Below are 23,292 nucleotides of genomic sequence, written 5' to 3' on the forward strand. Positions count from 1 at the left end.
TATATTCGGTGAGTTATTTGGCCTGTTCACGCAGTTTTTCTGGCAGCTTGTATTCACCTTTACTTCGCGAAATTTCTTTCACCGTTGGTGAATCTAGTGGGCCTTTCACTTCATAATTGACTTGAGTGAAGACCTCAACCACCGGAGATATCACCGTAGAGATGGCCAAGACATACAAAGCAGTTTGAGGCGCAACGGCAAACGCGGTCAGCATTGGTAGGCCTGATGTGATGTCTGGTGTGAATTTCACTTCCGCATCAACCATTCTGCTGTTCATATTAGCGATGCCGCGGATTTGCATTTCCCCTGCTAACGCATCCATTACGATATCATTGGTGATAAACACACCGTCTTGGATTTTGCCCGTTCCCGTGATCGAGTTGAATGCCATGCCTTTATCGAATACGTCGGTAAAGTCGAGCTGCATCTTACGGATGATAGAATCCAAGCTAAACAAGCCTAACAAGCGTGCCGCACCACTAACTTCACTGATCACGCCTTTACCAAATTCCGTTGAGACGTTTCCTTGCAAGGTTTGTGTCTTCATTGACCAAGGTGCGCCGTCCCATTCCATATTGGCATTGATCTCAAATGGTGCTTGTTGAATGCCTGATGTAATACCAAAGCGCTCCATAAGATCGGTGTTGTTATCACCTTTCATTTTCATGGTTAAGTTGGAATGACTACTCTCTTTCGTCAGGTCCCACCAACCACTCATATCAATGCGGTTTTTGCCGCTACTAAAGGTGATATTTTTCCACTCCAAGCGGTTCTCGCGACGCTGCAAATCAACATTAACTTTGCCCACTTTGTAACCTTGCAGCCAAAAATCATCGATGTTCAAAGTTAAGTTTGGCATCTCTGCGTGAAACTTGCGGTCAAAATTGGTAATCAAAGGTGCGTTTTGATCTTCACTCGCAAAGATTGAACTGCGCTCTTTGGTCATCTCTTCAAACCCTGGGATGTACAGATGCAAGTGCTCTAGAGAGACCGATAGATCATAGGGTTTCAGATAGTTAGCTTTCCCTTTAACCTCTTGACTGTCCACATCGAGTTGCCAACTCAAATTTTTCTTGCTTGCTGAAAAATCCACATCATGAAACTCAATCCCACCGAGCTGTAAGTTTGGCGTTTCAACTTCAATGCGTGTCGGCAATGGAATGGTCGGCGTTTTCATGCTTGCCAAAACAGACGATGAAGGCTTGCTCTCAGAGACCTGCGCAAGCTCAGCCCATTGGTCTAAATTCAGTTCTTCGACACGCACCGAAGCATCGTGCCCGACAATAGGACTAATCCGGAAGCCACCTTTGCCAACCATTAAATGAGTCGCAGTCAGAACCGGGACATCGCCAGCGATATCTATCTCAGTTTGATACTTCACATTTGGGATCTGTAGTCTTGCTGAAATACTCTCTTGGTTGCCGGATGCTTGCAGTTTCGCTTGTCCAGACTCGCCAATTTGTTTCGCTAAAGGATAAGGATATTGACTAGCCAGACGATTTAGCTGCGCCAGCACTTCAAGCTGATAAGTGAAACCAACATCATTGAGTTGCAAGTCAATGTCCATTTGCCACGGCGCATGGCCCGAAACAAGGTTTAACCAACGCTCACCGACATAGGGTTTGAGAGGCTCGACATCCCAATCTCCTAATGTATTAATTGTCACGTTGTAGCCTTGCTCCGCACTCTCTCCATGGAAATCAAGAGAGATAGGCTGTTGTAATAATTCGGCCGACAAACCCGATGTGGTAACCACATCATTGTCGAAGGTGATACGCCCTGTGGCGTTTTCAAGCGTCATTGGCGGCGCTTCAATATCAACACGATTTTCTGTTAAATCTGCATAACCCCAAGCGCGAGACTCTTTCTCAAAATCAAACGGTATATTGAGTTGAAACTCAGAGTAAACGGGACCACTCACTTGCAGCGCTGTCAATGCGGCACCGACTGAATCCACTAATGGCGTCGCCATCATGTAGTCACGGACTTCATTACCCGGCGCGCTTGCTTTCGCTTCAATCTCGATGTGTCCACCTTCTGCCAACTCAGGGATTCGCCCAGTGATACGCTTAGCATGAACGCCATTTAGTGTGGCTGATTTTGAATCCAAATACATGGCATCATTTTCAAACAGCAAGTCTAGCTGCAAATCCGTGATGGTTGGCCATGCCGTATCAAAGCTAAATTTCGCGTCTTTTAATCCAACCCAAGCTTGGAACATGCCATTATGTTCTTTGTAAGGAAAATCACCTAACTCGCCATACCACAACAATTTCGCTGTATTCACTTTTCCGCCCTGAATCGCGGTCGAAAGATAGTCGGTCAAGTCTTGTCCAAGTGCCAGAGTCGGTAGATAGCGCCATGTTTCACCCGCGTTGTAGAGATCCGCTTCGGCATAGAACGATAAAAATGGGCTTTGTTCTTTTGGAAAATCAAGACGGAATGCCCCCAAGACTTGAAGATCAGGCGTTGCTGCCGTCACTTTATCCGCCCACAAACGCCAACCCGCATCATCTTGCTGCCAGATAATATCGACTTCACCTTGTTTGATATTCAGCGGAGCTTGGAATACATCGCCGTACGGAAAGACATCATCAATGACGGTGACTTTTGCTTTAGCTTGATTCACATCCCCCGATACGCTGCCCTTTACGTGATGAAACCCGGGTAGGAGCTCCCATTGTGTCATCGCGAGTTCATCCAGTTCAGCCGAGTAGCGTAAGGTGTCTAAACCACCGTTCATTGACAATCGGACATCTTCGACCCGACCTTTCGGTGCTAGTTTGTTAATAAGGTCACTGGTCGACTCTGACTCTGGAGCCAGCTTAATGAGCGGAATGAGTGCTTCAATGTCGAGTTGAGAGAGATTGAGCATCCAGCCGTTTGGTTGCCAATCAAACGCGACGTCTAGCTCTGGCCAAGGGGTGTTGTCGGTTCTGATCTGAAGTGAGTGGCCATTTACTTTCCAGCCTTGTTTATCTGGTCGAAGATTGAAAATTCCAGACTCAATAAACAGCTCATGATGTCCATCTTCATTCCACACCAACTCGGAAGGCAGTAATTCAACATAAGCATCATGCGGTTGGCTATGTATGAGCGTTAGCCAAGTATTTAAGCTGACTTTACCCGACTCTGCTCCTGACTCTTCTTGCATGTAAGTGGTCAGCCAAGGTGTGACCGAGACATCTTGAGCACTCACGTAAAACTCACCAGATACATCACGCAACGAGCCATGATCTTTAAAGTTAGCGCTTACTAACAATGAGTTAAGGCGAACATCGGCAATGCTAACCGTGCCTTCGGCTACGTGACGTTTCCCTTGATTGCTCCAACGAAGCTGCTCAATATCTAAACGGCGAGTTTCACCTGACACAGACTTATACCAAATCCGTGAATCGCTAATAGTGAAGTCTTCGAACTGACGTAAAAGAAGTGAGTCGAGTTGGTCAATGAGTTTCACTTCGCTCTTATCCACTTCAGGCTTCGGATCTTGACGATGAGAAGTCGGCAGAATGTCTACCGTGTGAATGTCTAAAGCGAGGTTATGAATGGTAAGGTCTGCAACTACAGGTTTAAGTTGAAAAAGAGATTGAATAAGATCGAACTCAATTTGGACTTCTTCAACAGCGAAGCGTGCATCTTGCACGTTTGGTAGATTTGCCTCTAAACCCAGTAACGCAATTGAGGGATGATTATTGCGCCACGTCCCTGCGACATTGGCAATAGAAACGTCAAAACCTGTGCCTTGTTTGACCCAGGTTTTGATCTCATCTTGGAAATGGTTAAGTTGCGGCAGTGTGACGCGAAGCGTGGTTACTAATATGGCTAATAACACCAATACAGTAACTAAACTCCACGCACAAAAACGCCCAAAACGGTTAACACCAGAATTCACAAATGTTCCAAATTACATCATTACGACGTCAAACTGTTCCTGAATGTACAGGGGTTCAGCCTGAACTCGCACTTGCTTGCCAATAAATACTTCGAGCTCTGCCAACGCATGAGACTCATCGCCCAATAGCGCTTCAGCAACAAACGGCGATGCGTACACGACAAAATTATCGGCGTCGTAAGCACGGTTCACACGAGTAATCTCTCGTAATATCTCAAAGCATACGGTTTCGACCGTTTTCACGCTGCCACGGCCTTCACAAGTAGGACAGCCAGAACACAAGATATGTTCAATACTTTCTCGTGTGCGCTTGCGCGTCATTTCAACTAAGCCAAGCTGGGTAAAGCCGTTGATGTTGGTTTTTACTCGGTCTTTCGCCAGCGCCGTTTCCAGTGAGGTAAGTACTCGCTGACGATGCTCTTCGGATGCCATATCGATAAAGTCAATAATGATGATACCGCCGAGGTTACGTAAACGTAGCTGACGCGCAATAGCTTGCGTTGCCTCTATATTGGTATTGAAGATAGTCTCTTCGAGATTACGACGACCAACAAATGCACCCGTGTTGATGTCGATGGTGGTCATGGCTTCGGTTTGATCGATGATCAAATAGCCGCCCGATTTTAGCTCGACCTTGCGCTCTAAAGAACGCTGAATTTCGTTTTCGGTGTCGTACATGTCAAAGATTGGCTTGTCACCTTCGTAAAGCTCAAGCTTATCTGTTAACTCCGGTACATACTCAGAAGTGAATTCTTTCAGGTTTTCATATTCAAGGCGGGAGTCGACCATGATCTTATCAAGCTCTGTGCCAACAAAGTCACGCAGAATGCGTTGAGCTAAGCCGAGTTCACCGTAAAGTGTTGAACGCGTTTTGTATTTTGAGCGACGCTCCATGACTTTTAGCCACAAACGCTTTAGAAATGCCGCATCTTGAGAGAGCTCTTTTTCATCAGCGCCTTCTGCCGCGGTACGAATGATAAAACCACCGTGCTCATCGCAGTAATGGTTCACCACCTTTTTCAAACGCTCACGCTCTTTCTCACTTTCAATACGCTGCGAAACACCGACATGGCTGGCCCCCGGCATAAAAACAAGATAACGCGAAGGTAAGGTGATATCCGTCGTTAAACGCGCACCTTTCGTGCCGAGCGGATCTTTGACCACTTGCACAACAATGTCTTGTCCCTGGCGTACCAGCTCAGAGATATCACGAACTTGAAACTGCTGTTTTTCGTTTTCTGCCACACATTCGGTATGAGGAACAATATCTGACGCATGTAAAAACGCCGCTTTATCTAAACCAATGTCGACGAAAGCCGCCTGCATACCTGGTAACACTCGGCTTACTTTGCCTTTGTATATATTGCCCACAATACCGCGACGCGATTCGCGCTCGATATGTATTTCTTGTAGTACTCCACCTTCAATCATGGCCACACGAGTTTCACTCGGGGTCACGTTAAGCAGCAATTCTGCACTCATGTGCACACCTCAAAACAATTATAAAAATTCTTGAATTAGCTGATCGGTTTCGAACAAAGGTAAGCCTACTACAGCGTGATAACTGCCTTCGATTCGGGTGACAAATCGCCCTCCGAGTCCCTGAATACCATAACTTCCAGCTTTATCGCATGGCTCTCCTGACTGCCAATATTGTTCGATTTCTTCGTGAGTCAGTGGTTTGAACCACACGTCAGTGGTAACGACCACTGAATGTTGTTGTTCCGATGATACAACGCTCACCGCAGTCATCACTTGATGACGACGACCGGATAAGTCAGTAAGCATACGCTTTGAATCTTCAAAACTTTTTGGTTTTTCTAGCACACGGTCATCGCATACTACGACCGTATCAGAGCCCAATACAACGGAATCAGGCTTAGCCAACGCTAAGCCTGCCTGAGCTTTTTCCAAAGAAAGACGCAACACGTAATCTCGTGCTTGCTCATGAGCCTGTTTGGCTTCCTCAATATCAGGCAATACGATCTCAAAATCATAACCCAGTTGAGCAAGCAGCTCTTTTCTTCTCGGAGAACCCGATGCGAGAACGAGAGATAAGCTTTTCTTCACCGCTTTACCTTACGTGCCATGCACGACGAACTCGTCGCATTAATAAAAACATCCATGGCCAAAGTATACAGTTTATTGCCGCCGTCCACAGAGATAATGGATTAAATACTACGTCCTGGTTCAAATATTCCCCACAGAATATCAAAACTTCTAATAACGCAGTAAAAAAGGCAATTAAAATCGACTGTTGCCACAAAGCCATGTTACGAATCAACAGGAAATTCAGCGCCACGAGGTAGATAACGATCGACATCATCATGCCACGAATTCCAAGCGTTGAGCCGATCAAGATATCCCACAATAAGCCCAACACTAGCGCAGTTCCGACGTTCACTCGGTGCGGTAGTGCCAACACCCAATAACACGTAACAAGGAACAACCATGAAGGGCGTAACACATCTAACACACCTGGCCATGGAATGGTTTGCAGTACCAACGCAACGAAGAAACTGACGCCAATCACCATTCGGCTACTCAATACATTATTGGCCATCGGTTACCTCTTGTTCTTGCTCTAACCCTTCATCTACATTGGACCGCAGTACTTTGTGTTGACGGTCTTCATTCGGCCAAATCAGCAGTAGGTAGCGTAAGCGATCAAACTCCACAACCGGCTCAGCCTTGATTGAAGCGAACTCTTGACGCGTATCGTGATCCACATTGGTAACCGTCGCGACTGGATATCCCTCAGGGTAAATGCCACCTAAACCGGATGTCACCAATAAATCACCAACCTGAATATCTGTACTGGTTGGAATGTGCTCCAGTTGGATTTCATCCATTTCACCATTGCCCGATGCGATCACTCGGATATCATTGCGGATCACCTGGACAGGAATTGCATTTTTCGCGTCCGTTAGCAGCAGAACACGTGCGTTGTGCGCTGCGACAAACGTAACCTGACCGACGATGCCTTTCTCGTTGATAACAGGCTGACCAACGTAAACACCATCAATACGGCCTTTATCGATCACCACTTGATGACGATAAGGTGAAGTATCCACCGCCATTACTTCTGTCACGACTTTCTTTTCATCACGGACAAATGAAGATCCTAACAACTTACGTAAGCGTTGGTTTTCTTCTTTATATTGGTCGAGCAAGATAAGCTCGCTTTTCAGGCGTAGCACTTCTCGCTTTAAGCTGCGATTGCCTTCAACCAATGCCTGATGAGAATTAAAACGTTCAAATACGCCATCGAACATACTACGAGGCAAATTCGCTGCGTACTGAATCGGTGCAACCATACTGTTTAGTAGGTATCGAACGTTGGAAAACGTATCTAGACGACTATCGGCCAGCATTAAGCTCGCCGACACGATGACAGCAAAAAACAGACGTAATTGCAGAGACGGACCTCTGCCGAAAATCGGTTTCATCTTGTTTTTGACCTGATTGCTTCCATGATTATTGAGCCTTACTTGGCAACCTAAAAATACTTAACTAAATACTTTTAGGTATGGAGCATGTTTGAATTACAGAGAGAGCAGAAATGAAGGTGAAGCCCGACATGAGCTTCACCTAAACCTTTATTCTTCAGAGAACAGATCGCCACCGTGCATGTCGATCATTTCTAGAGCTTTACCGCCACCACGCGCAACACACGTTAGTGGATCTTCCGCGATAACAACAGGAATACCAGTTTCTTCCATCAGTAGACGGTCTAGGTCTTTAAGTAGTGCACCACCACCTGTTAGTACCATACCGTTTTCAGAAATGTCTGAAGCAAGCTCTGGTGGACACTGTTCTAGTGCAACCATGACTGCTGATACGATGCCAGATAGCGGCTCTTGAAGCGCTTCTAGGATCTCGTTTGAGTTCAAGCTAAAGCTTCGTGGCACACCCTCTGCAAGGTTACGACCGCGAACTTCAATCTCTTGAACTTCATCACCTGGGTAAGCAGAACCGATTTCGTGTTTGATCTTTTCAGCCGTTGCTTCACCAATCAAGCTGCCGTAGTTACGACGTACGTAGTTGATCACAGCTTCATCAAAGCGGTCACCACCGATACGTACAGACGATGAGTAAACCACACCGTTTAGAGAGATAACGGCAACTTCAGTTGTACCACCACCGATATCGACCACCATTGAACCTGTCGGCTCAGATACGCGTAAACCAGCACCAATTGCCGCCGCCATTGGCTCGTCGATTAGGTAAACTTCACGGGCACCAGCACCAAGTGCTGATTCACGAATTGCGCGACGCTCAACTTGGGTAGAACCACAAGGAACACAAACAAGAACACGTGGGCTTGGCTTTAGGATGCTGTTGTCATGCACTTGCTTGATAAAGTGCTGAAGCATTTTTTCGGTTACGTAGAAGTCAGCGATTACGCCGTCTTTCATTGGGCGGATAGCGGAAATGTTGCCAGGTGTACGACCAAGCATCTGTTTTGCTGCGTGACCGACTGCAGCAACGCTTTTTGCAGAACCTACACGATCTTGACGAATAGCAACTACAGAAGGTTCATCAAGGACAATTCCTTGCCCTTTTACGTAAATTAGAGTGTTGGCTGTACCTAAATCGATAGATAGATCGTTAGAAAACATGCCACGAAGTTTCTTAAACATACTCTTCGCTCATCCTGCAAAAATATAGAAGACAAAAATTGCTCTAAATGTACCAATGCCTCGCTGTCACAGCAAGGTATTGGTACACAAACATGAGCAGAAAGCCTCAATTTCTTGCAGTTTCCTAACTTAAGGGCAAAAACCTAAGTTGTTACTGTCCGGTTAACCCTGGCTCACCACGGTAAATCACGCGATCGTTACCTCGATGAATACCAAAGGTGACGACGGATGATGGGTTTTCTTCGGAGCCATCATTGTCCCAGTCGTATTTGAGCCAAGGGAGGTTGTTACCACTAGGGTCGAGATTAAGCCAAACTTCAGCTTGTTGACGTCCACAGTTTGCGCGCTCTTGCTTAGCAATAAGTTCACGCATGGCACCATCGTTAACCGTCGTTCTGACGCCTTCAAGTAAAATGTCGCAGTCGGAGCCATCATCAGGCCAAACTGGCTCCTGGCTTTTTAGAGTTGGGGACACTGTTGTCCCGTTATCCTTACTGTTTAAAACGAATCGGGTATCTCTCCAATACTCCACTCTAAGGGGGATATTAACAGATTTACCCTGATTCACTCCCACATCATCCAGAGCTATGCGACCAAACCTGACATCAGGTTGCGATAGTAGCTGTTGCGAAACCATTCTATCTTCAGTGCTATTTTGCCCTTCTTTTAAGAACATCGTAGGATCAACATAGCCAGATACTTTAGTTCCATTATTATTAAGTGAAAGCGAAATAGACGTTTCGATGGAACTATCCTTGTCTGCCGGTAGTTTTGAATTAAATGGACCATCGGGACTCGGCAAAGATAAATCTTTACGCCAATAAACTGAGTTATCCCAAGTTTTGCTCCACGCAGCTCCCGACCAGTTATCACTAGTCAAATCGGAATCCAAAATGCTAAGTCTATCTGAGTAACCACCAGCCAAATACAAATCTGCTTTTAAAGAATTGGCAAAACCACCATAATTTTGAGTTGTGTAACCGTTAGCGTTATATGCTGTGACTTCAAACTTAACCGATTCAAAATTCTGTCCCATATATACAGATTGATTCTGATTATCAGGGTAGGTCCACTCTGTCCCGGTGACTTTAAAGTAATCCGGATAGAAGCGCCCAATGGTTGACTTACCATCGGCTATTTTAAATGCATTACTACCAAGATATAGAGATGTGCCAATATCATCGCCATTTTCATCTTTAGCAACTGGTGCCTCAGCAATAAGCTCGAAAACACCGACTTCTGAAACCGATTGATCAAACATCACACTGCCACGAGACCATTTACTTGATTCTGGTAGCTTCTCATTTAGAAGTTTGGCTAATGAACCATTAGACGGGTACTTCACTTTATTACTAACCGTAATAGTCTTCTCTTGATAGTTCTCAGCAACCGTATCATCATCTTGCAATGCCGAGATGGTTAACTCAAAAACTTCACCAGCAGCAACAAACCCCGAAGAACAGCCATTTTCACTGTTGGTGCACTCTCCGCTCTTATCACCACTCTTTGCAGTAACTTTCAGTTTTGAAGGAAAACTAACGAAGCTGCCGAATCCATCCGAGTCATCAACACCTTCAACACTGGCTTTAAGTTTGACCTTTCCAGCTTCAGAGTATCTCAACTTAAAGAATGCCTTGCCTTCATCATCAAAATAAACATTAGGCAGGTATTTATTAGCTCTGGTTAGCTCGACATTTGAACTCCATTCCACAGCCTGATCTTTCACTTTTTTCTTGTAAGAAATCACGACAGGTTGAGAGCTATCGATCGGTGCCACTTCATAATCAATCGACATATTAACACCGCGAGATTCACCGCCGTCTTCAGTTCGAGTTGAACAAAACGATAGGTAGTCCTCCCCCGTAGTTTCGCGACTAGCAACTACATCATTAACATTCACCGCAAGCACATTTGAAGCGAAGGTTACATTACAGTTGTTAGCAGATAGTGGCCCGCCATTAATTCGACATCGTGCCCCTTCAAAGCCAAACTGTGGTACGGAACTTTGATCGATACCCAAAGTAATATCGCCAGCTCTTGAACCTTGCAGCTCAAGCTGAGTTTCATTCTCAAACTGTACATTTGTACCACCAACCCAGTTGGCAACATTATTGCCAGTAGATGGAAGTAAAGTGACAGAGAGAGGCGTTAAGCTGCCATCATCGTATGAATCCCTAGGATATTGCTCAGAGCAACTTTCATTCATACAAGCTCTAAGTGTCACATCAGAAGCCTGACACGTACTGCCTGAGCCTGAGTAGTCAAACTCGAAATGATGAATACCATCTGTTAATCGCGAGTACTTGTCCGCACAGACTCGGAAGTTATCAATATCATGCGTATTGGTAAGCATACCTGTGGATGCCGTTACCGACAGACGGAAGTTATCTGGAATATAGTTAAAACCACCTTTTTCCAAAACGTTAAACTCTTCGATAACAGGATCCCATCCGCCATTTTTTCCGACTTTTCGAAATACAGCCAGCGTTATCGTATCGGTGTTACGCGAATTTAAAACTACTTTATAACGATGCAGTTTCTCTTTACCTTTTCGATTATCCAACGAGCTGCTGTATTTTTTGCCAGTGATATACGGATAACCTTTCAACCACTTACCATTCGCATCTTGGACGCCCTGTCCACGCACCCCAACATTATCAGCAACACTATTTGAAACGATTTTCTCGCTCCCTTCACGAATGTAGTTACCAAACTCATCAATACCAATACCTAGCCAACCACCAGCAAAGCCTTCTACATCTTTGGAGACTTCAGGGTAGTGATTCTTTAGAAGCTTCATCCCGTAACCAAGCGGACCACCAAATGCCCCAGTTTGAGGAGGGACACTCGCATCAGAAATCACCAGCGCAACACCGTCAGCACCATTCCCACCATATGCATTGTGATCAAACTCAATCTCTAAATAGTTCTGATCTGACGGAAAAATATAGTTATATGCAGAGGCTGTTGCCTGCTCTGGTTTATTTGAGTTTAAGATGAAACGTCCATCAGAGATATGGGGCTCGTCACTGGTACCAAAGCCCATCACCGACCAGTTTGACAATGAACCTGAATTGAAGTTTTCTTCTGGTAATAGTGAACATTGCTGTGTTGGCGGAATAACAGGAACTAATTCAGGACAAAGTGAGGCTACAGCCTCTATTGGGCACTCTCCGGTCTGGGGGGGCTGACAGTTGGGATCATCTACACCACAATAAATGTCACTATCATTGTACTCGTAAGAATGTGATTTTGAGTTAACAGAACCACAGACGGTCGAGCTTTTTACTGTGGCTTTCCCGTGGGACTGAATCGCTTCACTAAGAGTATAAACACCTCGATTTTGATCGAGTTTAGAGTTAGTCAACGATACTTCGCTACCTGTTGATTCTACCCGGCCACAAACCAATGAGTTTTTAATATCGACTTTATGTAGAGCGAGAATATTTCCGTGTACTTGGTTATGGCTCTCTAGGATCACCTCGTGACCTTCACTAGTTACATCCCCAGTAACTTTCGTTTGTTTTAAAGTAACTTTGCTTCGTGCCCAAACATCACCTTGAATTTCATTTTCATTTGATTCTGTCTTTACTTCACCGCCTTGACTTGTAACTTTCCCCTCGACAACCGTCTTCTTCAACGTTATATCACCATGCGCTATAACATCACCATGAATCCTGTTACCATTGCTCTCCGTTTTAATTTGTCCACCCGTACTCGTAACATTGCCATTCACTGTTACTTTCGAGAGAGTTACGTCTTTAGCCCCCTCAACACTGCCATTAATGACATTCCTGTTACCTTTTATCTCAATACCATCAGAGTAACTGGTAACATTGCCTTGTACTTCTGCATCTTCAAGAAGCACCTTTCCGTGGGATACGTAGATTAAACCGTGAACCTTAATATCGTTCTTGAGTTCAACTGCACCGAAAGACTCCACACGCCCAAAAATTTCAATGTCATTTTTACCTTTGAAATCGCTGTTCTTGGATAGGATATTGATCGAATGTTCACTGCTTCCTAAAGTATTTTTTCCTTTAAGTTCAACACCACCATAAACATGAATGTTGATATCACGGTAAGCGTTGACTGACTGGCCTACATTCATTGTAAGACCATTGGGACAAATATAGTTGCCAAAATCATAATAATACCCACCACAGAAGCTCCCTCTGGCTTTCATTTTCCCCTGACTAATCGACCAATATGGAGTCATATCATTTGGAACAGCAGAAAAACTTTCAGAAGAAAACAAACTGACGAATAAAGCAGTAATTATTATTCTTTTCATTATCCTAATCCCTAACCCAAACTTCTTGCTGACGCTGTACTTGAGACAGTCCTGAACCACAAATGGCTGTTACTTGCACTCTAAATAAAGACTGTGCCTCTGAGGTTCCCTCATTCAGAACCCCCAACTTTAAACAACTCATCGTATTAATCCTACATGCCGTATTCTTTGTAACATTAGGGGTTGCACCACTGACCTCATTCAAACAAATATCTGCGATATCAGGGTCATCATCGTTAAGCGGGTACAACTGTGTCAGCGCCCATTCGTTGGCAGATTGAGCAACAAACCAAGCTTTTGTGCCTAAGAATTCCCGAGTTAGTCCACTTTGATTTGACCAACTTATTCTCATAAGAGAGGCGGCTAAATAACCCATCACAATAATGACAAAAAGCACCACGATAAGTACATTACCTTGCTGATTTCGTTTACGGAACATTGAGCACCTGCACGTCTTGCTGATACACACTACGCTCCCCATCCTGTAAAAACTCTAAGTTAATATGTACTAGCCCACCACGTTGTAGAGTTGGCTCAACATAACGCATGTAACTCGCTGATGTATCAATACTATCCGTGACAATGACATTATTACGAAGTACTTGACCGCTATCGAAGCAATAACGGACTTGAGATTTATCTTGGTAAATGTAATGACGGCTAGAAATAGAGCTAGAGCTGATGCTGCTTTCACCTACAGAAACAATAAAAGGCTCATCAACTTTATCTCTTGATATCTCTTTTAACTCAATTCGTTGAGATGATTCTGGGTTATCTGGATTTTTAGGGAAAAGATCTTCATACCGACTAGGATTTATCACCAACCATCGCTCATTAGGAATACGTTTTAGCTTAGTATCGTTGCCAATAAGAAACTCCAGAGTACTACCACTAAAAGCATAAAAGCCCGAATATTCAATGGGTACAAACTCCAAACAATTGCTTGTCCCAGTTGGCTCATGAAAACTATTTGGCACGGCATGGCGAATTTCACGGGACATTTTCTCGATCACAAACTGTGCTTCTGTCTGCACTCGCTGGCGGTCAATGCTATCTGCGTACCCTTTTATCCCTAGTTTAATATAGCCGGCAATACCCAACATGATGATACTACCTATAACTATCGTAACGACCATCTCAATTAAAGTGAAACCACGTTCTTTCATCAGTAGTTCCCTTTTAAAGCCGTTAAAGTCAGGGGTTGAGTCGTGCCCGCAAAGATAGTTAATGTCACTTTTTTATACTTAGGTAAAGCACTTGTCTCCGAACCACCTAAATCATCATAGGCAACTTGGACTTCTACCCTAAAATTTTTATATTGTTCTGTACTATCTTCTCCAACGTTCGCCAACACATCGGTAATATTTCCTCGAGACACGCTCTTACATTGAGAGAGCGTATTAGGTGTGCTCCAGCAACCGATAAAATCATCAACATCATTAAAATCTGTAGGAAGTGACTCCCCTGTTTCAGCGCCAAGATCTTTAGACGGAGTGCAGTTGACGGAGTTCTCACCACAACGAACCAGCCCTCCATCAAAGTTACTGTTGTCATCAAAACCACGCGCAAGAATTTGTGACATAAAGCTTTGTGCTAAAGCAGCGGCACGAGTTTGATAATGGGGTATGGCTGAGTCTCGAATTTGAGGGACAAGAAAAGAAGTAAACGCCACCATCGCAATGCCCATTAAAACAATCGCGATGATCATTTCTATCAAAGTCATGCCACTAGATTTCTTCATGAGCATGTACCTTTAGAAACATAACCTTGAGAATTAATTTCAACTTGGCAGCGGCTTCGACCATGTTTATCTTCAATCAGGATTGAAACCCCACCACTCGCAGAATTTATAGGATTACCCAACAAATTAAACTCGATTGGATTAGTTACGGCATTGGTCAGTGAAAACTTTGCGGATTTATCAATAACTACGTCACTACGAGCATCTTGTGCACTGCCTGTTAGTGTGCAGGCAGCAACTGAACCAATGCATGAGCTAGAAACTTGCAAACGAAAATCATCACCTAAATTTGCTTCATCAATGTTCGATTGCATGCGGTTAACCTGCACTTGGCGAATCACAGAAATCACACGTTCTTGTAATGCATATGCAGAGAAACTGCCAGAGTCCATAAAACGGCTGGCTGCAAAAAGTGAAAGGATAGAGAGGAGAACAATCACGAGGATTAACTCCATTAACGTGAACCCTAATGCAGAGCTGCGAATTTTCATAACCCAACCTTAGGCTTAGAACAAGCGAGATAAGTATACGATGAAATTATGAGATTAATGATAGGTTTATAATTTTTCGATTCGAAGTGTGAACAGACGAACAAATAACCAATGTCTAGTTATTTTGCCCTTTTGAACGACCAATCTCTTCTTCAATTCGATCGTAAGTTTCTTTATTGCTCAGCGTTTCAGAAACGTGCTCAGCGGTCTGCTTGGTTTGCTCCCACTTCGCTTCGTAAGTTTCTGGCTCGAAGCTGATAAATCTTGGTAATACCACATAACCGACTACACCTAAGATAATCAGTACAACCACAAACTCTATTGCACTAAGACCCGATGATTTACGCATATGAACTATTCCGAGATTAATCAAAATAAGGAGATAAAGGCCAGACTAGCTGGCCTTTATTTTTCTTTAATCAAAGATTAAAACTTAGCGCCACAGTCATCAATCACTGTAACAACTGGAGCTTCAGAACTTGTAGCAGCTGTATAGCCCACACACTTCTTATTGTAGCCTTTGTAACCAAATAGAACTTGAGCACCACTTGTTGCAGTATTCCAATCATTTTCTAAACCATCAACTACGAGGTACAGATCAGCCTTATCTGCCTTAGGGTAACCGTATACGATGTTTAGATCATCATCTGTTTTAATTGTTAGTTTTGCTGCAGAAGCCGCTTCTTTCCCTTCGATTGCCGCTTTACCATATGTAATACCTGCAGCACCAGTGATAGCGCCTTTTAAACCTTCAAGTGCAGAGTTACGAGCATCATCTTGCAGGTTAAGGAAACGTGGTGCTGCAGTTACCGCTAGAATACCTAGGATTACAATTACCACTACCAATTCGATAAGGGTGAAACCACCTTGTCTTTTCATTGTTTACTCTCTCTATGTAAGCATGCAGTACAACTGCAAAGTTTTGTTTAGGTCACGCGACCATTTTGGATATTGTCAAAACGGTTTGGGGCAGCAACGTTCACTAAAACTGACCGTGAAGTGGATACTGTATCTACCGCTTGAGCAGAATGACGATTCGCCATTATTCAGTTCATGCTGCAATGAGAAAAACACATTACTGTTTACCCACTATTACAGCCTGTTACTTATGGTAATGATTGCATTATACCGACTTTCATTACCAATTATAGTGCTTAGGTGTCAAAAAATTCACTCCGCCGACATTTCGACGTCTATTTTCAGTTGATTAGCAGTTGAGATAACTACAATCGACTGACCATTTTCATAAGTGTATTGACAGACATAACGATCAGTTTTGATGGCTCCACTGATATCTATTAACTTGTTGGTCATTATTTTACGTTGGGGGTAATGCACCGCTAGCCAATAACCACAATCTAATACACCTTGCTGAGTAAAGGGAGACACTAACCCGCCCTCAGTCATAGTAAGGTTTAAGCCATCCATCAGCATATGTTCTGGCTCGCCTTGTACTAGCCAAGCTTGACGATAACGCTGAACACTATCTTGCATCCAAACTCTCGCTAACTTCGCTCCAGTTACTTGTGCTTGCTCGGTAACAGGACGTAATTTGACCGCCAAACCCACCGCCATAATCGTAGCAATAACCCCAAACACAATAAGCGTTGCTCGGCTTTGATTTTCAACCACCTATTAGCCGCCTTTGATGATGTCGAGCATTCCCCACATTGGTAAGAAGATACCCAATGCCAGCACCATGACCATGCCTGCGATAATCACCAAAAGTAATGGTTCTATTCTTGCGGTCAGCGTTTTTAGATCGTAATCGACTTCTCGATCGTAAAAGTCCGACACCTCCAGCAGCAACTCATCAATACGACCAGTTTCTTCACCTACTGCAATCATCTGAATCACCAATGGGGTGAATATTTTACTGTTGATGGCCGTCACTGAAATGGTGCTACCCGCTTCAATTGCGGACTTCATCTCAAGAATTCGGTTTTCTAAAAAACGGTTCCCTAAGGCTTCCCCGGCCAAAGCCAAAGACTGGTTAAGTGGCACACCTGATTTCAGCATCAACGAAAAGGTTCTGGCAAAACGAGAAAGCTGCGCACGATTAACGATATCGCCTACAATTGGCAGCCGAAGCCGAAACTTATCGAACTTCTCCCGACCATCAGCCGTCGCCACCCACGCTCTGAACACCGTAAACGCGCCAATCATTGCCACAACCAGCAACACCCAATAATTAACAAAGAAATTAGAAGTCGCGATCAAAATACGCGTCGGCAATGGTAGCTCAACCCCAAAGCGCGTGAACATCGATGCAAACTCAGGGATCACCAAGATATTCAATACAAACATGGCGATGGTGATAAAGATAATGACAAACGTCGGATAACGCATCGCCGCTTTGATGCGTTTGCGAGTCTCAAGTTCCTGTTCGTAGTAATTCGCCAGTTGCAATAGCGCTTGGTCAAGCCGACCCGTATTCTCACCGACGTTGATCATAGAAACGAACAGTGGGCTGAATACTTTGCTGTGTTGCTGCATCGCAGAAGACAAACCTCGGCCATTACTCAGTTCAGAAACGACATCTTCTAGCGCCTCTTTGAGCTGTTTGTTTTCGCAATTTTGCAACAAGCCACGCATAGAGCGCAGCAAAGGTACGCCAGCTTTAGTCAAACTAAACAACTGGCGAGAGAAAAGAATAATTACTTCCAACGGAATAGCAGGCACAAACAGCTTAGACAAGCTCACTTGGCTTTTTGCCGACTCTTTCTCTAACCGTACATTGAGCGGGATGACCCCTTTGTTCATCAATGCTTCCGCCGCAGCTTCTGAGTTCACTGCTTCGATTTTGCCGTTAGTGGATGAGCCGTCTAGCGTGCGGCCTTGATAACGAAAAGTTGGCATTCACTTACCTATATGAAAATGGGATCAGTCTTACCAGAAGCATCGCCCTCACCTAGGGTCATCACTTCGTCCAAACTGACGGTGCCTTGTAGCGCCAGTTCCATTGCAGAAGCAAGCAGTGGCTTATAGTTTTCTGAGCGGCGCGCGGCTTGCGCAAAGCCAACCGCATCATTGGCGCGCAATTTATCCATCATCTCTTGCTCAAGTTCGAGCATTTCAAACACACCGATTCGGCCTCGATAACCAGTCAAATTACAGTTTTGGCAACCTGCGCCTTTATAAAAAATGGTGCTAACTTGATTTGGGAAACGCCCAGCTAACCACTGCTGGCGAGACTCATCTAAGTGGTCTTCTGTTTTACAATCTGGGCAAACTCGGCGCACAAGACGCTGCGCCACCACAGCTCTGACTGCACTAGCAACCAAGTAACCCGGCGCACCCATATCGATCATACGTAACGCACTGTCGACAGCATCGTTGGTGTGGAGAGTACTCAATACTAAGTGACCCGTTAGTGCAGCTCGCAGACCAATTTCTACTGTCTCTTGATCACGCATCTCACCAACAAGAATGATGTCTGGGTCTTGACGTAAAAAGGTTCTAAGAACACGCGAGAAAGTTAGATCTATCTTACTGTTAACCTGTACCTGAGTGATGCGAGGCAGACGATATTCAACCGGGTCCTCTGCTGTAATGATCTTTTTCCCAGGTTCGTTGAGCTCACTCAATGCGCCGTAAAGCGTGGTGGTTTTACCGGAACCTGTCGGCCCGGTAACCAAAATCATGCCATGCGGACACGCCAACTGTCGACGTAAGCGAGCAAGCAAGTCTGGCGGCAAGCCCGACTCTTCTAACGGACGCAAACCAGCGGACTGGTTAAGCAGACGCATTACTACAGATTCTCCGTACTGCGTTGGTAACGTCGACATACGAATATCAATTGATTGGCCACGAACTTTGATATTGAATCGGCCATCTTGTGGCAAGCGCTTTTCAGAAATATCTAGGTGTGCCATCAACTTCAGTCGAAGAACCAAAGCCGATGCAATGTTCACTTCATTTAAGAGCGTTTCATGCAATACGCCATCAATACGCTGGCGCAAACGCAATACTTGATCGTCTGGCTCAATATGAATATCCGAAGCTCCAACCTGTACCGCATCTTCAAACATGGAATTAACCAGCTTTACAACGGTAACCTCTTCACTGTCGGCCTCATCAATACCGTAATCAAAGCTTTGTACATCTTTATGCTCTTCATGCAGCTGCTCAGCAAAGGAGGCAATTTCTTTAGTACGGCGGTAATAGCGGTCAAAGCTTGAAATGAGCTGACGCTCCGAAGCCACAATGAACTCAAGGTTGTATTGGCCCAACAAGTTCATCAATGATTCTTGGATGAACAAGTCCGCAGGGTCACTCATAGCAACGCGCAGTGTGTCCCCATTTCGAGCAACGACCATCGCACGTAAGCGACGTGCGTGTACCTCAGGTAGAATCTGCACGGCTTCGGCATCCACAGGCGCACGACCAAGATCGATCAGTGGCAAACCAAGCTGCTGAGACAAGAAGTCCAACATTTGCTTTTCAGTAATAAAGCCAAGGTCAATTAACGCATCCCCTAACTTCTGCCCGGTACTGCGTTGTGCGTTTAGTGCTTGCTGGATTTGTTCTTCAGAGACGATACCTTCCTCAACCAGAAGATCGCCCAAGCGTTTTCTCAACTGAATTTTCATTGTGCGCTCTCCAACTCTTTCAAGATGTTCAAACGGTCACGGATAAATGCTTGCGATTGATTCGAAATGCCAACTTTACCCAGAGCTTGGTTGTAAGAGTTAATCGCGGCAGTAAAAGCCAGGGCGCGCTCTTGTTGAATAGCCAAACCTAACCACCAGCGCGCGTTTTCCGGCTCACGCTGAGTGAGGAGTTGATAGCTCTCAAGCGCAATGTCATTTTGCTTGTGTTTTTGTGCCAATGCAGCACGCATCGCCAAGTAATCTCGACTTGGTACTGGAGGCAAATGAACAAGCGGGCTCAGCGCCGCTTCAGGTTGATTAGCTTTCACTAACAACTTAGACAAGGCCAAGCGGAGTACTTGGTTGTTCGTATCTAGGTTGATGCCTTCTTGAATAATCTCATATGCTTTACGCGTGTCACCTTTACCAAAGTACAACGCTGATAACTTTTGACGCGTGTCTGCATTCATTGGCTCATAACGCAACGCCTCGGCATAAGCCGATAACGCCGTTTGCATATCGTTAGCATCCAGTGCTTTTTCCGCTCGGCTAACCGCTTTAAGAGATAATTGGCGGTGAGTAAGCTCAACCTGCTCAATGCGCATTGAACTGTTTTCTGATGTTGTGTGGGTTACGTGATCGTATTGCTCCTCGCTCGGCATCGTTGCTAACTGCGCGAGTAAAACTGCATCATCAGAGGCGATATTTATCTCAGATCTTGGCGTGAACCTATCAGTCTCTTGCATGTGAGGCTGTTGCGCGACCGGCTGTGTGGCTGGTTTGGTGTAAACCACTTGAGTTGTATCGGGCGTCATTTTACTCGTTGGCGAGTGAGTGCGCTCCGATGAAACAATTGGTGAGACATTCACAGACGACAGTGGCATAGCGTCGGTTTGAAACTGTGATAGCTCGCCTGAAGGGACAGGACCGCGAGAGACCGCCCAGCTACCAACCGCAAGGCTTAACGAAAAACCGGCGACAAGCCAAAGCCAAGGTTTACTGCGTGAGACACTTGGAATCTCCGCACGAGTAAGCTCTGACGGCGATGTTTTTTCAGCAAGTTCTGATAATGCTTTATTGATGGCACTCAAGGTTGACTCCATCCCCAAAATACGGGTGTTTTAAACTTAGGTTTACGGGCATCAAACGTATCGTGCATAGCGGCGTAAACGTGATGATTTTTCAATAGTGTGCAACGCTCATTAAATGCAGCAAGCAACGACTTGTGGCTAATTTGGTTTATCAAGCGCGGAATCCCCATGGATGAACGCCAAATCGCTTTTTTCTGTTCAATAGAAAAAATGTGCGCCCCATTGCCTGCTTTATCTAAACGATTATTGATGTAAGCCACGCCTTCATCGATAGAGAGAGGACGTAACTGGCAGCTAAACGTAATGCGTTGACGAAACTGCCTTAGCTCATGGTTAGCCAATCTTTCATCCAACTCAGGTTGTCCGAATAACACCAATTGAATGAGCTTATCTTGTTCCGTTTCTAGGTTGCCAAATAGACGCAATGTTTCTAAAGCTTGTGGGGAAAGAGCTTGCGCTTCATCAACGATCAAGACAGTTTTCTTTCCCAAGGCATGTACTTGAATCAAGTGCTCTTGAATGAGGGAAACGATACGCAGCGGATCATCGTTCTCGATACCTAACTCTCTGGCGACAGCAAACTGCAACTGTTCCCCATTCAACACTGGATTGGGTAAGTAAATAAGCTCAACTTCAGATTCAATCTGCTCGATCAGCTTACGGCATACCATGGTTTTTCCAGTGCCGACTTCTCCCGTCACCTTAATCACCCCTTCTCCCATTTGCACGGCAGCTAGGATGGTTTGGATCGCCTCATAGTGAGGGACTAACCCCAAGAACATTTCTGTATTTGGGGTTAACGAAAAAGGCTGAACTCGGAATCCAAAGTGTGACAAGTACATACTCGAATCACAAACCTTTTGAAAAACAGAACCTTTCCCAGCGCTTATTGCGCATCTGGGAACCACTCTTGCAGCAGATCACGAGAGCGCTCTAGCTCTTTCTGCCAAGAGTTCACGCCAACTACGGTCGGTTTTAGCAAGATGACCAATTCTGTTTTCTCAGTTACGTTATTCACGTTGCGGAACAAATGCCCCAGTGCTGGTACATCGCCCAAAAATGGGACTTTAGAAACAAGCTCACGATTTTGCTGTTTCATCAACCCGCCGATAACCACAACATCGCCATCTTTAGCACGAATAACCGAGTCTGATTCACGAATAGAGCTTTTCGCTAATGGCAGTTGGATGTTTTGGAAATCTCCGCCCAAGTTCAATTGCTTCACTTCTTCCGTGACTTCAATAACTGCGGGGTGAACATGCAGGAACACATTGCCTTTGTTATCAATTTGCGGAGTCACATCGAGGGAAATACCCGAGAAGAATGGCGTCAGTTCCACTTCAGGAACTGCATTTGAGTTTTCACCGTTGCCTGCATTACTCGATAGCTCGGTAACAAAGTACTCATCGGTACCGACCTTGATGACAGATTTTTGGTTGTTGGCAGCGGTAATACGAGGGCTCGAAAGGACGTTCAAGTCACCTTGCGTAGACATAAAGCTCAACACGGCATTGAAGTTACCATCCGAAATAGTCACGTTGGTTTGACCGCCCAATAGCGTGCCAATCGCATCCAATGGTGGTAATGTCGACGCAGGGCGGTTGACTACGATACTACCCGAGTTACCAATTGACGCCGATAAGTTTGACCAGTTGATGCCTTGTTGGTAGCCATCATTCAACGTCACTTCTAGGATTTTAGCTTCAAGAATGACCTGGCGCTGCATGCGCTCCTGCGATACACCTAAGAACTCGCGTACTTCGCGAATATCATCTGGAAATGCTCGAACCGTAATAACTCCCGCTTGTGGCGTTACAACCACACTTTGCCCTTTGCCTGAACCAATTAGATTCGCAACAGCTTGCTGCAGCATCGGCCAGAAATCACTTTCAGTGATGGTTTCAATGCGTGTACCACCCGTAGATGTGGTCGAGCTATCGTTGTTGTTTCCATTGTTAGAGTCTGACGAGTCAGAACTGTCTGAGCTACCACCAGAATTAGACGTACCAGCCGAGGTTACAGAGCCCGTAACAATGCTGGTTAATGAGCGACCAGAACGCTTGAACTGCAGGTAATCGACTGGAATGGTCACCGTACGCATACCTGCTGGGTAGATTTGAATAACTTTGCCAGACTTCACCACGTCATAGCCATACATATTCTGTACGACATTCAGAACTTCATCCAATGTCACATCTGACAAGTTGACGGTGATATTACCTTGTACCGATGGGTGAATCGCCACGCTGTACTCTGTGCCTTTCACCAACGAGGCGAAAAAGCTTCTTGCATCGACCGCATTCGCTTGAATACGAAAACGCTTCGAGGTGCCTTGCTCTGATGCAACGTTCGAGTCTAAATTTGGCATCAAGTCTGCCTCAACAGAAGAAGGAATTTCTTCCAATGTGCGGCTGTTCGCTTGATTGATCGATTCATTGAGCGCTTCTTTAACTTCCACTGGATTCCGATGACCCATTGAACATCCCATTAAAGAAGCAATCGTTATTCCTACAACTAATTTGCGCATATCTGATCGGGCTCTGGT

19 protein-coding genes are annotated in these 23,292 nt (G+C 45.0%); all 19 read right to left on the minus strand.

The genetic code is table 11. The features are described 5' to 3' along the window. Window positions 1-13: 13 nt before the first annotated feature. A complete protein-coding gene (locus tag R7R24_RS18360; RefSeq protein ID WP_191116191.1) occupies window positions 14-3,895 on the minus strand; it encodes a YhdP family protein in 3,882 nt (1,293 codons plus the stop codon). Window positions 3,896-3,907: 12 nt separating this feature from the next. Beyond that, window positions 3,908-5,377 carry a ribonuclease G gene (gene rng / locus R7R24_RS18365; RefSeq protein WP_005381138.1) on the minus strand — a complete coding sequence of 490 codons (1,470 nt, stop codon included), beginning with the start codon at window positions 5,375-5,377 and terminating at the stop codon, window positions 3,908-3,910. An 18-nt stretch (window positions 5,378-5,395) separates the two neighbouring features. Further along, window positions 5,396-5,965, minus strand: coding sequence for a Maf family protein (locus R7R24_RS18370; RefSeq protein WP_005381139.1), 570 nt, complete (start codon window positions 5,963-5,965; stop codon window positions 5,396-5,398). 4 nt (window positions 5,966-5,969) lie between these two features. After that, the gene (gene mreD, locus R7R24_RS18375) at window positions 5,970-6,458 is read right to left on the minus strand and encodes a rod shape-determining protein MreD (RefSeq protein ID WP_005381141.1); all 489 of its coding nucleotides are present in this window, start codon (window positions 6,456-6,458) and stop codon (window positions 5,970-5,972) included. Continuing rightward, window positions 6,448-7,344 (minus strand): rod shape-determining protein MreC, encoded by an 897-nt coding sequence (gene mreC / locus R7R24_RS18380; protein ID WP_005381142.1) that lies wholly within the window; start codon window positions 7,342-7,344, stop codon window positions 6,448-6,450. The genes mreD and mreC overlap by 11 nt, the downstream gene beginning before the upstream one ends. Before the next feature lie 150 nt (window positions 7,345-7,494). Beyond that, window positions 7,495-8,538 carry a rod shape-determining protein gene (locus R7R24_RS18385; protein WP_005381144.1) on the minus strand — a complete coding sequence of 348 codons (1,044 nt, stop codon included), beginning with the start codon at window positions 8,536-8,538 and terminating at the stop codon, window positions 7,495-7,497. Window positions 8,539-8,689: 151 nt separating this feature from the next. Then, window positions 8,690-12,832: a DUF6701 domain-containing protein gene (locus tag R7R24_RS18390; RefSeq protein ID WP_206947044.1), complete on the minus strand. Its 4,143-nt coding sequence runs from the start codon at window positions 12,830-12,832 to the stop codon at window positions 8,690-8,692. 4 nt (window positions 12,833-12,836) lie between these two features. Continuing rightward, window positions 12,837-13,271, minus strand: coding sequence for an MSHA biogenesis protein MshP (locus R7R24_RS18395; RefSeq protein ID WP_191116189.1), 435 nt, complete (start codon window positions 13,269-13,271; stop codon window positions 12,837-12,839). Then, window positions 13,261-13,998, minus strand: a complete 738-nt coding sequence (locus R7R24_RS18400) for a PilW family protein (protein ID WP_191116188.1) — start codon at window positions 13,996-13,998, stop codon at window positions 13,261-13,263. Before R7R24_RS18400 ends, R7R24_RS18395 begins: the two co-directional genes overlap by 11 nt. Further along, a complete protein-coding gene (locus R7R24_RS18405) occupies window positions 13,998-14,573 on the minus strand; it encodes a type II secretion system protein (RefSeq protein WP_191116187.1) in 576 nt (191 codons plus the stop codon). Before R7R24_RS18405 ends, R7R24_RS18400 begins: the two co-directional genes overlap by 1 nt. Continuing rightward, entirely contained in the window at window positions 14,570-15,064 is a 495-nt protein-coding gene (locus R7R24_RS18410) for a type II secretion system protein (RefSeq protein WP_042523498.1), read from the minus strand. The genes R7R24_RS18405 and R7R24_RS18410 overlap by 4 nt, the downstream gene beginning before the upstream one ends. A 115-nt stretch (window positions 15,065-15,179) precedes the next feature. Beyond that, window positions 15,180-15,413 (minus strand): hypothetical protein, encoded by a 234-nt coding sequence (locus R7R24_RS18415; RefSeq protein ID WP_005481019.1) that lies wholly within the window; start codon window positions 15,411-15,413, stop codon window positions 15,180-15,182. A 77-nt stretch (window positions 15,414-15,490) separates the two neighbouring features. Then, window positions 15,491-15,943: a type II secretion system protein gene (locus tag R7R24_RS18420; RefSeq protein WP_025625399.1), complete on the minus strand. Its 453-nt coding sequence runs from the start codon at window positions 15,941-15,943 to the stop codon at window positions 15,491-15,493. A 291-nt stretch (window positions 15,944-16,234) separates the two neighbouring features. After that, the gene (locus R7R24_RS18425; RefSeq protein WP_005381184.1) at window positions 16,235-16,696 is read right to left on the minus strand and encodes a hypothetical protein; all 462 of its coding nucleotides are present in this window, start codon (window positions 16,694-16,696) and stop codon (window positions 16,235-16,237) included. A gap of 3 nt (window positions 16,697-16,699) precedes the next feature. Continuing rightward, the gene (locus R7R24_RS18430) at window positions 16,700-17,923 is read right to left on the minus strand and encodes a type II secretion system F family protein (protein ID WP_206947042.1); all 1,224 of its coding nucleotides are present in this window, start codon (window positions 17,921-17,923) and stop codon (window positions 16,700-16,702) included. Between the two features lie 8 nt (window positions 17,924-17,931). Beyond that, entirely contained in the window at window positions 17,932-19,656 is a 1,725-nt protein-coding gene (locus R7R24_RS18435; protein WP_047103658.1) for a GspE/PulE family protein, read from the minus strand. Beyond that, window positions 19,653-20,747 carry a tetratricopeptide repeat protein gene (locus R7R24_RS18440; protein WP_171344981.1) on the minus strand — a complete coding sequence of 365 codons (1,095 nt, stop codon included), beginning with the start codon at window positions 20,745-20,747 and terminating at the stop codon, window positions 19,653-19,655. Before R7R24_RS18440 ends, R7R24_RS18435 begins: the two co-directional genes overlap by 4 nt. Further along, window positions 20,744-21,589 carry an ExeA family protein gene (locus R7R24_RS18445; RefSeq protein ID WP_033907419.1) on the minus strand — a complete coding sequence of 282 codons (846 nt, stop codon included), beginning with the start codon at window positions 21,587-21,589 and terminating at the stop codon, window positions 20,744-20,746. The genes R7R24_RS18440 and R7R24_RS18445 overlap by 4 nt, the downstream gene beginning before the upstream one ends. A gap of 44 nt (window positions 21,590-21,633) precedes the next feature. Then, entirely contained in the window at window positions 21,634-23,274 is a 1,641-nt protein-coding gene (gene mshL, locus R7R24_RS18450) for a pilus (MSHA type) biogenesis protein MshL (RefSeq protein WP_005388471.1), read from the minus strand. Between the last annotated feature and the right edge of the window lie 18 nt (window positions 23,275-23,292).

This window comes from Vibrio sp. 704 (assembly GCF_033339295.1).

Coding starts and splice junctions, on each gene's coding strand:
- R7R24_RS18400 (WP_191116188.1), bottom strand. CDS start 13,998: ATGAAAGAACGTGGTTTCACTTTAATTGAGATGGTCGTTACGATAGTT.
- R7R24_RS18445 (WP_033907419.1), bottom strand. CDS start 21,589: ATGTACTTGTCACACTTTGGATTCCGAGTTCAGCCTTTTTCGTTAACC.
- R7R24_RS18430 (WP_206947042.1), bottom strand. CDS start 17,923: ATGCCAACTTTTCGTTATCAAGGCCGCACGCTAGACGGCTCATCCACT.
- mreC (WP_005381142.1), bottom strand. CDS start 7,344: ATGAAACCGATTTTCGGCAGAGGTCCGTCTCTGCAATTACGTCTGTTT.
- mshL (WP_005388471.1), bottom strand. CDS start 23,274: ATGCGCAAATTAGTTGTAGGAATAACGATTGCTTCTTTAATGGGATGT.
- R7R24_RS18435 (WP_047103658.1), bottom strand. CDS start 19,656: ATGAAAATTCAGTTGAGAAAACGCTTGGGCGATCTTCTGGTTGAGGAA.
- R7R24_RS18390 (WP_206947044.1), bottom strand. CDS start 12,832: ATGAAAAGAATAATAATTACTGCTTTATTCGTCAGTTTGTTTTCTTCT.
- R7R24_RS18405 (WP_191116187.1), bottom strand. CDS start 14,573: ATGAAGAAATCTAGTGGCATGACTTTGATAGAAATGATCATCGCGATT.
- mreD (WP_005381141.1), bottom strand. CDS start 6,458: ATGGCCAATAATGTATTGAGTAGCCGAATGGTGATTGGCGTCAGTTTC.
- R7R24_RS18395 (WP_191116189.1), bottom strand. CDS start 13,271: ATGTTCCGTAAACGAAATCAGCAAGGTAATGTACTTATCGTGGTGCTT.
- R7R24_RS18415 (WP_005481019.1), bottom strand. CDS start 15,413: ATGCGTAAATCATCGGGTCTTAGTGCAATAGAGTTTGTGGTTGTACTG.
- R7R24_RS18410 (WP_042523498.1), bottom strand. CDS start 15,064: ATGAAAATTCGCAGCTCTGCATTAGGGTTCACGTTAATGGAGTTAATC.
- R7R24_RS18420 (WP_025625399.1), bottom strand. CDS start 15,943: ATGAAAAGACAAGGTGGTTTCACCCTTATCGAATTGGTAGTGGTAATT.
- rng (WP_005381138.1), bottom strand. CDS start 5,377: ATGAGTGCAGAATTGCTGCTTAACGTGACCCCGAGTGAAACTCGTGTG.
- R7R24_RS18385 (WP_005381144.1), bottom strand. CDS start 8,538: ATGTTTAAGAAACTTCGTGGCATGTTTTCTAACGATCTATCTATCGAT.